Here is a 9257-nt window from a genome sequence, read left to right on the forward strand (position 1 = left end):
CCCCGGCCGGTCCCGGCGGCCGGTGCTGAGGCCGCCGGGACCGGCCGGGGATGATCTGGACCCGGGCTCAGGCCACCACCGCCGAACCCACCCTGTCCTGGAGGTAATCGACCAGGTCACCCACCGACGACAACTGCGGGAGCAGATCCTGCACGCTCATCGCCTCCAGGCCGTCCAGGCGTTCCTGGAGGCGGTCCTTCAGTTCCATGATCATTACCGAGTCGAAGCCGAGGTCCTCGTAGAGGAGGGAGAGCCGGGACACCTCGTCCGTGGCGTATCCGCCCACCTCGGCGACGGCCTCGATCACCGCGACGGCCACCGGGTCCTCCGTCGCGGCGGGCACGGCGGACAGGACGGCACCGCGTCCGGGCGCCGTCGGCTGCTCCGGCACGTGCGGCAGGTGCGGCACCGCCTTGTCCGCGCGGTCGGGCACCACGCCGATCTCCGCCGTGTGCGCGGCCCGTACCGGCGTACGGGTCCAGAAGCGGTGGGCGTCGGAGAAGGCGTAGGTGGCGAGCCGCTGCGGCTGCCGGTCCTCCTGCGCGTAGACCGCGTCCCAGCGGGGTTCGAGGCCGCTGCGGAAGAGTTCGGCCAGCGCCTCGGCGAAGGAGCTGCCGTCCGCGTCCTCTCCCGGCACCGGGGCCACCGAGTGCACCCCGGCCCCGGCCGCCGAGCGCAGGGCGCGCGCCATGCCGGTGAGCACCGGGCGGGGGCCGACCTCCACCAGGTGGGTCGGGCCCGCCTCCAGCAGCCGGGCCATCGCGTCGCCGAACAGCACGGGGGCGCTGATGTGCTCGGTCCAGTACTTGGCGTCCATCGGCTCGGCCTCCAGGAGGCGACCGCGCACGGTGGAGTACACCGGGAGCTTCGGGATGCCGCCGCCGATGTCGTCCGCCAGCGCGGCGAATCGTTCCAGCAGCGGCTCCATCAGGGGGGAGTGGAAGGCGTGCGAGACCTCCAGGCGGCGGGTCCTGACGCCCCGTCGGACCAGTTCTTCATCGATCCGGCCCAGGGCCGCCAGGTCCCCGGAAAGCACCGTCGCCCGGGGGCCGTTGACCGCGCCCACCCCGACCAGGGGCTCCGCGTCGACCAGTTCCGTCAGGTCGGTGAGCGGCGCCCGTACGGAGAGCATTCCGCCGCCCTCGGGCAGCGCCTCCATCATGGCGCCCCGGGCCGCGATCAGCCGGGCCGCCTGCTCCAGCGGGAAGACCCCGGCCAGCACGGCGGCGGCGTACTCACCGACGCTGTGGCCGAGCAACAGCGCGGCCGGTACGCCGAGTTCGGTCAGGCTCGACGCCAGGGCGTACTCGACGGCGAACAGGGCGGGCTGGGTCCAGCCGGTGCGGTGCACGGCCTCGTCGCCGGAGAGCAGCAGGTCGCGCACCGAGCCGCCGACATGCGGGGCGAGTGCCTCGTCGGCCTCGTTGAGGAACCGCCGGTACAGCGGCGACTGGAGGTAGAGGCGTGAGGTCATCGCCGGGTACTGCGAACCCTGGCCGGTGAACAGCAGCGCCACCTGCGGCTTCCCCGCCGGGTTGCCGACAAGCCTGGCCAGCAGGTCGTCGTCGGCGGCGGTCTCCCGCAGCGCCGCCGCCAGTTCGCCGGTGTCCTTGGCGGGCAGGGCGAAGCGGTAGCGGTGCCCTGTCTTGGTCCGGTTGCTGCTCCAGCACAGTGGGCCCGCCGGCACCCGGCGCTTCTCCAACGCCTCGGCCTGGACCAGCAGATTGCGGCGCAGCGCGGCCGTAGAGGGCGCCGTGAGGGTGAAGACCCCGGCGCCCAGTCCCGTGGCGCCGGTGGTGGAGGTGCCGGTGTGCTCGTCCGCCGGGTCGGTCGCCCCGGGTCGGGCGGCGTACGGCGGCGCGGACTCCAGGACCGCGTGGGCGTTCGTACCGCCCATCCCGAAGCTGCTCAGCCCGCCGATCGTCGACCCGGCGCGCAGCCGCAGCGGTGCCTTGAGGAGCCGTATCCCCTGCTTGGCCAGTTTCAGCGCCGGGTTCTCCTTGGCGGCGAACCGGCTGGCCGGGACCGTCTTGTGATGCAGTGACAGCGCGACCTTGATGAGCCCCGCGATGCCCGCCGCGCCTTCGGCGTGCCCGATGTTGCCCTTGACCGAGCCGAGCGCCAGCGGGCGTCCGGAGCGGCCGGCGTGCAGGTGGCCGAGGGCCTTGATCTCGATCATGTCGCCCAGGACGGTGCCGGTGCCGTGGCCCTCGGTGAAGGTCACGTCGGACGGCTCCACACCGGCCCGGCGGTACGCGGCGGCCAGCACCTCCTGCTGCGACCAGCGGTTGGGCGCGGTGATGCCGTTGCTGCGCCCGTCCTGGTTGACGGCGGTGCCCCGGATGACCGCGTACACCTGCTGGCCGTCGGCGATCGCGTCCTCCAGCCGGCGCAGCACCACCGCGCCGACCCCCTCGCCCCGGCCGATGCCGTCGGCCTCGGAGCTGAAGGGCTTGCAGCGGCCGTCGGGGGCGGACAGCCCGGCCTGGGTGTAGAAGATGCCGAGCGCGGGCGTAAGCGCCACGTTGACGCCCGCGGCGATCGCCGTGTCGCACTCCCCGGCCAGCAGGGCGTTGCAGGCCAGGTGGACGGCGACGAGGGACGAGGAGCAGGCGGTGTCCACCGCGAGGCTCGGGCCCTTCAGGTCGAGGTGGTAGGAGATCCGGTTGGCGGTCATGCAGTAGCCGTTGCCGGAGCCGAGCTGCGGGGTGACCTTGGCGTAGTCGGTCATGTGCAGGTGGGCCCACTCGTTGCCCATGATGCCGACGAACACCCCGGTGTCGGTGCCGGCCAGCTTCTGCGGGGCGACGCCCGCGTCCTCGACGGCCCGCCAGGCGCACTGGAGCAGCAGCCGCTGCTGCGGGTCCATGGCCGCCGCCTCGCGCGGGGACACGGTGAAGAACTCGTTGTCGAAGGCGTCCGGGTCGGCGATGAAGCCGCCCTCGGTGGTGTTGGAGTGTCCTTCGTCGCCGGTACGGGAGTGGAAGTCACGGGCGTTCCAGCGGTCCCCGGGCACCTTCCGCACCCCGTCGCCGGAACGCATCAGCATGTCCCAGTAGGCGGCCGGATCGGGCGCCCCTGGGAATCGGCAGTCGATGCCGACTATCGCGACGGGCCTCATCGATTCTCGCCCTCCATCGCCCGCAGTTCCTCCACCAGGTGCTGGGCCAGCGCTTCGACGGTCGGGTAGTCCCAGGCGACGGTGGGTTCGAGGACGAGGTCGAAGTCCTCCTCGATGTCGCCGCACAGGCTCAGCGCTGCGACCGAGTCCAGCCCGTACTCGGCCAGCGGCACGGTGGGCGCGATCTCGGACGGCGTCCGCCTGAGGTACAGGGCGATCCGGTCGGCGAGCCAGTTGCTCAGCGACTCGACGGTGTGTGCGGTGTGCTCGGTGTTGACGGTGCGGTCGGTCGCGGGAACAGACATGCGAAAACTCCTCGGTGAAGGCGCGTCGGGTCCGGTCGGCCGGCGGGTCAGCCGGCCAGCGGGGTGTCGTAGAGGTCGTAGCTGCGGCGTTCGTGGAAGCGTCGGAGCACTTCCTCGTGCACCCGGCCCTCGCACCCGGGCGGCAGGTCGGCCGGGCGCTGCCCGAGCCGGCGGGCCAGCCGGTGCAGTGCGGCGGCCACCCAGGCCGGGTCGGCCAGGAAGGGATCGCCGCCGCCCTGTGCCCCGCGCCAGACGCCCAGCACGGACGCCGCCGCGAGGAACACCGCGTAGCGGTCGGCCAGGGCGAAGCTCGCGGGGCTGGCGAGGGCCGTGCGGTCCTGCGGGGAGAGGTTCAGGCTGTCCTCCTGGAGCTGGCGCAGTTGGTCGAGCATCCGCATGACCAGGGCCTGCACCGCGAGTTCCTCGGGCGTACCGCTGGGCAGGGAGTCGGCGGCGGCGACCAGGGAGGCGCTCAGGCTGTCCCGGCCACTGGCCAGGGTGAGCCTGTCGAAGGGGATGCCGGGCAGCCCCTCGCGCGGGCGGAACAGGCTCTGCGGGGCCTCGTCGCCCTTGAACCAGGCGCGCCGGGCCAGCCGGGACAACTGCGGGATGATCGTGGCCTGGCAGGCCGCCGAGCCCGCGTGGCCGAGGCTGAGCACCGGCAGGTCGCGCACGTGCTTCTGGAAGAGACCGAACTCGCCCTCACGGACGTAGAACCGCGCGCCGAGCACGATCGACAGGTCGTACATGGTGTCGGTGAGCATCTTCGGCACCAGGTACTTGACCGCCGCCGCGTACACGCTGGTCTCGTCCGGCAGCAGATGCACCGCCCGGGTGCCGACCGTCGCCATGCTGTCGCAGATCAGCAGGTCGAGGAAGGCACCGGTGAGGGTGGAGGCGGCGTGCGGGATCTCCATCACCGGGCGCCGGTAGAGCTGGCGTCCGAGGGCGAACCGCACCACCGTGCGCAGGCTGGTGTCGAGGGCGCCGACGGCCATGCTGGGGATCGCGCTGCGGGTGATCTGGAAGGAGCGCAGCGCCAGTTCGACGCCCTGGCCGCGCGCGCCGAGCAGGGTGCTGTCGGGCACCGGGCAGTCGGCGAAGTCCAGCCCGGTCAGCCGGCAGCCGCGTACGCCGACGGCGTTGTAGCGGGGCAGGACCGCGAACCGCTCCGCGTCGAGCTGGTCGCGTTCGATCAGCAGGACCGAGTGGCTGCGGCTGCCCGGACTCTCGTCCGTACGGCTGAACAGGGCGAAGGCGTCGGCCCGGTCCGCGTTGTTGATGACCTCCTTGCGGCCGTTGAGCCGGAAGCCGCCGGGCACGGGGTCGGCCCGGAACTCGTTGCGCACGAAGTCGTTGCCGTGCGGCAGCTCGTGATAGGCGACGGAGATCTTGGAGCCGCCCAGCAGCAGGTCTGCGGTCCGCCGCCGCTGCTCGTCGCTCCCGGCCGTCCACACGTTGGCGGCGGCCATGAAGGACGTGATGCCGTAGCCGAGCCCGAGCGCCACATCGCGCCGGAACACCTGCCGCATCACGCGTACGAGCGTGTCGAGCCGGTCCAGCCGCCCGCCGAGGGCGGTGGGCACGAACTCGGCGTTGAGAACGACCTCGTCGAGAAGCCGCTCCCCTTCGGCGGGCAGTTCCCCCGCCTCGTCGGCGGCCAGCAGCCCGGCGGCACCGAGCGGATTCCCGGGCTCCTGCGGATCCCCGAACCGCTCCTCCAGCTCGGCGATCCTGGCCTGGACCTCACTCTCCCGGTCGCCGGCAAGTGCGGTAGCAGTAGCGGTAGCGGTTGCGGTTGCGGTTCCGGCCGGAGCTGCCTCGCCGGGCAGCCCCTGGACCTCGGGATCACTCAGCATGACGTCCCCTCGGATGACCGGGTCCCGCCGACGGCGTCCCGGGTTTCGGTGTGTACGTGCGCTCCGGCGCCGCCAGGTGACTCGGACCGTGGATCCGCGTCGCCGGACGCCCCCGTCGGCCGGTCGGCCCGGCTGTGCAGGGCGAACGGGAACAGGGAGAACAGTTCGCCCGCGTCCCGGGTGGCCCGGAGCCGGTCCAGCAGGGGGCCGTAGGCGTCGGGATCGCCCCCGTCCGGCTCGCCCAGGCGTACGAGCAGCCGGTCGAGTACGGGCCACAGCCAGACCCCGTCGCGCCACAGGGCGCCGGTGCGGCCCGTGGTCGCCGACTCGTGGTTGTGGGCCCACAGGCCGAGGGCGGCGGCGCCGGCCAGACACAGGCTGTACTGCCGGGCCACGTCGAAGGCGGCCGGCGGAACATGGGTGACCACCGTGCGGTGGGCGTCCATCGCCTCGTGGACCCGGCCCGTCACGGCGAGCAGCCGTTCCGCCGCGCCCAGCGCGCCCTTGAGCTCCGGCCGCCCGGCGGCCTCCTCGCGCAGCGCCGCCACCGACTCGGGCAGCGTCGCCATGACACCGCTGCCGCGCCGGGCCACCAGGGACAGCCGCGCCGGGTCCAGCGGGGGCAGCGGCTCCGCGATGTCGAAGGCCCGTACGGCGCCGGCCGTGTCGCCCGTGCCCCGCAGCCAGCCCTTGGACAGTGAACGGAACTGGTTGACCAGGGAGTTGAGGTTGACCAGGGTGTTGCCGTCGAAGAGGCCGACGATGCGGTGGTCGCGGTCGACCTTCTGGAACATGCCCCGGGCGTGGACGTCCTTCAGGAAGGCCCGCGCCCCGAGCAGCCGGGTCAGCTCACTGATCACACCCTCGGTGCCGGTGGGCACCAGGTACTTGGTGGCCGCCGCGACCACGCTCAGCTCGTCGGGGACGGTGTGCACGGTCCGGGCGGCGACGGTGGCCAGCGCCTCCCCCGCCAGTACGTCCGCCGCCGCCGAGGCGAGTACGTGCCGCGCCTGCGGCAGGTCGACGAGCCGCCGCCCGAACAGCTCGCGCCGCTCGACGAAGTCCACGGCGATGTTCAGCGCGTGGTCGGCCGCGCCCAGCGACAGCGAGGCGCACATGGTGCGGGTGAGCTGGAGGGCCTTGAGCACGGTCTCGACGCCGCCGCCCTCCCCGCCGACCGCCGCGTCCGCCGGCACGGGGGCGCCGTCGAAGGTGATGCCGCTGATGTCGGCGCCCCGGATGCCGTGGGTGCGGATCTTGTCCAGGCAGCGGTAGTCGTCGCCCTCGGCCATCGTCCGCTTGTCGACGAGCAGCACGGTGAAGCCGCGCGGCCCGCCGTCCTCGCCGGTACGGGTGAGCACCGAGAGGAGGCTGCCCCGGGTGGCGTTGTTGATCAGCCACTTCTCACCGCTGAGCCGCCAGCCGCCCGCCCCGTCGGCCTCGCCCCGTACGTCCCCGGCGAGCAGGTCGCTGCCGTGGGCGCGCTCGGTGAGGGCCAGCGAGACCGGGGTCCCGGCCCGGATGTCGGCGGCGAGCCGGGCGGCCTGCTCGGCGGTGCCGGCGATCCAGACGCAGACCCCGCCCAGATAGGTCTTGCCGTGGCCGACGGCGACGGTCAGATCGCGCCGGGCCACCACCCGCATGACCTGCATGACGGTCTCGTAGTCGGTGAGCCTGCCGCCGTGCTCGGCCGGGATGTAGAACTCCTGGAGTCCCCAGCCCTCCAGCAGCCGGCAGATGTCGGCGGGGAACTCCTCGGTCTCGTCGAGTTCCAGACTGCGGGCGTGGGAGAAGACGGTGCCGGGGTCCTCCGGGTCGCCGAGCAGGGACTCCAGCTCCTGCGCGACGAGATAGGGGGGATGCTCCATGGCTCAGCCACCCACCGGAGCCATGGCCGGGTCGGCGGCCCGCGTGCCCTGTACGTCCGTGCCCGCCGCGTCCGTGCCTGCCGGGTCCGCGTCGGCGCCGATGAGCGTGCGCACCGCCGGGTCGAGCACCGAGTGCAGCGCGGTGACCTCGCCCTGGAGGAACAGCTTGCGCATCAGGGTGCGCTGGATCTTGCCGCTGGTGGTCCGGCGCACGGTGCCGGGCCGGACCAGCAGGACGTTGCCCGCCGGGACGGCGAACTCCATGCCGATGTGCCGCTGGATCTGGGTGGCGACGCTCTTCAGGTCGTCGCCCGCCGCCGCGGCCCGGATCTCGTGGATCACCACCAGGTACTCCTGGCCGCCGGTGTCCACCGCGAAGACGGCGCCGGAGGAGATAGCAGGGTTCAAATCACGGACGGCGCTCTCCACGTCGTACGGGTAGATGTTGCGGCCGTTGATGAGGACCATCTCCTTGAGACGGCCGGTGACGAACAGCTCCCCGCCGCCCATGACACCCATGTCACCGGTGCGCAGCCAGGCGCCCAGCTCCTCCTGGCCGGCGATCCGGGCGCCGAAGATCTCGGCGTTCACCTCGGGCCGCTCCCAGTAGCCGGAGGCCACGGAGGCGCCGCGCACCCAGATCTCCCCGACCTTGCCCTCGGGCCGCTCGGCGAGCGTCTCGGGGTCGACGATCCGCACCTCGAAGTCCTCGGACAGCGCGACCCCGCTGCTGACCAGGGTCCGCCGCGAGGCACCCAGGAACGGGCCCTCCAGGGTGCCCTGTTCGAGGCCGGCCGCGTCCACCTCGCGCAGCAGCGCGCCGCGCGTCTTGGGGGTGCCGGTGACCAGCAGGGTCGTCTCGGCCATGCCGTAGCAGGGGAACATGGTCTCCGGCTTGAACCCGTACGGCCCGAAGCGCTCGGTGAACGCCTTCAGGGTCTCGGCCCGGACGGGCTCGGCGCCGTTGCAGGCGGTCCGCCACGAGGACAGGTCCAGGCCCTCCAACTGCGCGTCGGTGACGCGGCGCACGCACAGGTCGTACGCGAAGTTGGGGCCGCCGCTGGCGTTCACGCCGTACTCGCTGACCAGCTCCAGCCAGCGGGCCGGCTTGCGCAGGAACGACACCGGGGGAATGAGCACGCTGGTGGTGCCCAGCCACAGCGGCTGGAGGATGTGCCCGATCAGGCCCATGTCGTGGTAGAAGGGCAGCCAGCCGCCGACCATCGTGTCAGGGGTGTTGCCGGTGGAGCGGGCGATGGCCGCCTCGTTGGCGAGCAGATTGCCGTGCGAGACCATCACGCCCTTGGGGGCGCTGGTGGATCCCGAGGTGTACTGAAGGAAGGCCAGGTGCTCCGGGCCGAGCCGCGGGTCGGTCCACCTGCTCGTGTCACCGACCGTGCCCTGGTCGGTGGGCAGGCAGACCACGTCCGAGAAGCCCTCGGCCGCCAGCCACGCCTCCACCTCCGGCGCGTGCTCGCCGAGGGTCAGCACGGCACCCACGCGGGCGTCGCGGACGATCCCGGACACGCGCCGGAAGTGCTGGCCCTGCTCGGAGGGCAGCGGCGCCGGCACCGCGACGGCGCCCGCGTAGAGGCAGCCCACGAACGCCTTCACGAACTCCAGGCCCGAGGGGTAGAGCAGCAGGACCTGACGTCCCGCCAGGCCCCGGTCCTGCAGCCAGGACGCGATGTCCTTGGCCTCGCGGTCCAGTTCCCGGTACGACAGCCGCTCGGGCACCTTGCCCCGGACTCCGTCCGCGAGGAACACGAACGCGTCAGCGTCGCCCCGTTCGTCCGACCGCGTCAGCACGAGCTCCGCGAATGAACCGAATTCCGCCACTGTCTTTCCCCTCGCCTCGAAGCGACTCATATCGCGTGAAACCGAATTGGCTCGATCGGCCGGATGGGCCTGATGGGCCGGATTGACTGGCTGAACCGGCAGAACCGGCCGACCGGCTGTCCGCCGGACCTGTCCCGCCGATCGTCGGCTCCGTCTCTAAAGCCCCTCTTGCGGCGGGTGTCAGAGGGGGTTCGGCCGGTGCCGGAGGGACACGGCCGGTGCGGGAGGGGCACGGCCGGGGCCGGAGGGGCTCGGCGGTGCCGGA

Annotated in this window: 5 protein-coding genes; all 5 read right to left on the reverse strand. The window is 72.7% G+C overall.

Annotation, left to right across the window (positions count from 1 at the left end):
• Positions 1-67: 67 nt before the first annotated feature.
• Genes AOK08_RS30955 through AOK08_RS30975 form a run of 5 tightly spaced genes read right to left on the reverse strand, consistent with a single transcriptional unit; the run spans position 68 to position 8992 of the window.
• Positions 68-3121: a type I polyketide synthase gene (locus tag AOK08_RS30955; protein WP_055532235.1), complete on the reverse strand. Its 3054-nt coding sequence runs from the start codon at positions 3119-3121 to the stop codon at positions 68-70.
• Complete coding sequence (locus tag AOK08_RS30960; RefSeq protein ID WP_055532237.1) at positions 3118-3426, reverse strand: acyl carrier protein; 309 nt, start codon at positions 3424-3426, stop codon at positions 3118-3120. The genes AOK08_RS30955 and AOK08_RS30960 overlap by 4 nt, the downstream gene beginning before the upstream one ends.
• Before the next feature lie 47 nt (positions 3427-3473).
• Positions 3474-5285, reverse strand: a complete 1812-nt coding sequence (locus AOK08_RS30965; protein WP_055532239.1) for an acyl-CoA dehydrogenase family protein — start codon at positions 5283-5285, stop codon at positions 3474-3476.
• Positions 5279-7153: an acyl-CoA dehydrogenase family protein gene (locus AOK08_RS30970; protein ID WP_079054370.1), complete on the reverse strand. Its 1875-nt coding sequence runs from the start codon at positions 7151-7153 to the stop codon at positions 5279-5281. The genes AOK08_RS30965 and AOK08_RS30970 overlap by 7 nt, the downstream gene beginning before the upstream one ends.
• A 3-nt stretch (positions 7154-7156) precedes the next feature.
• Entirely contained in the window at positions 7157-8992 is a 1836-nt protein-coding gene (locus AOK08_RS30975; protein ID WP_055532241.1) for a fatty acyl-AMP ligase, read from the reverse strand.
• Between the last annotated feature and the right edge of the window lie 265 nt (positions 8993-9257).

Source organism: Streptomyces graminilatus, from assembly GCF_001418565.1.
Taxonomy (GTDB): Bacteria; Actinomycetota; Actinomycetes; order Streptomycetales; family Streptomycetaceae; genus Streptomyces; species Streptomyces graminilatus.

Coding starts and splice junctions, on each gene's coding strand:
- AOK08_RS30960 (WP_055532237.1), bottom strand. CDS start 3,426: ATGTCTGTTCCCGCGACCGACCGCACCGTCAACACCGAGCACACCGCA.
- AOK08_RS30970 (WP_079054370.1), bottom strand. CDS start 7,153: ATGGAGCATCCCCCCTATCTCGTCGCGCAGGAGCTGGAGTCCCTGCTC.
- AOK08_RS30955 (WP_055532235.1), bottom strand. CDS start 3,121: ATGAGGCCCGTCGCGATAGTCGGCATCGACTGCCGATTCCCAGGGGCG.
- AOK08_RS30965 (WP_055532239.1), bottom strand. CDS start 5,285: ATGCTGAGTGATCCCGAGGTCCAGGGGCTGCCCGGCGAGGCAGCTCCG.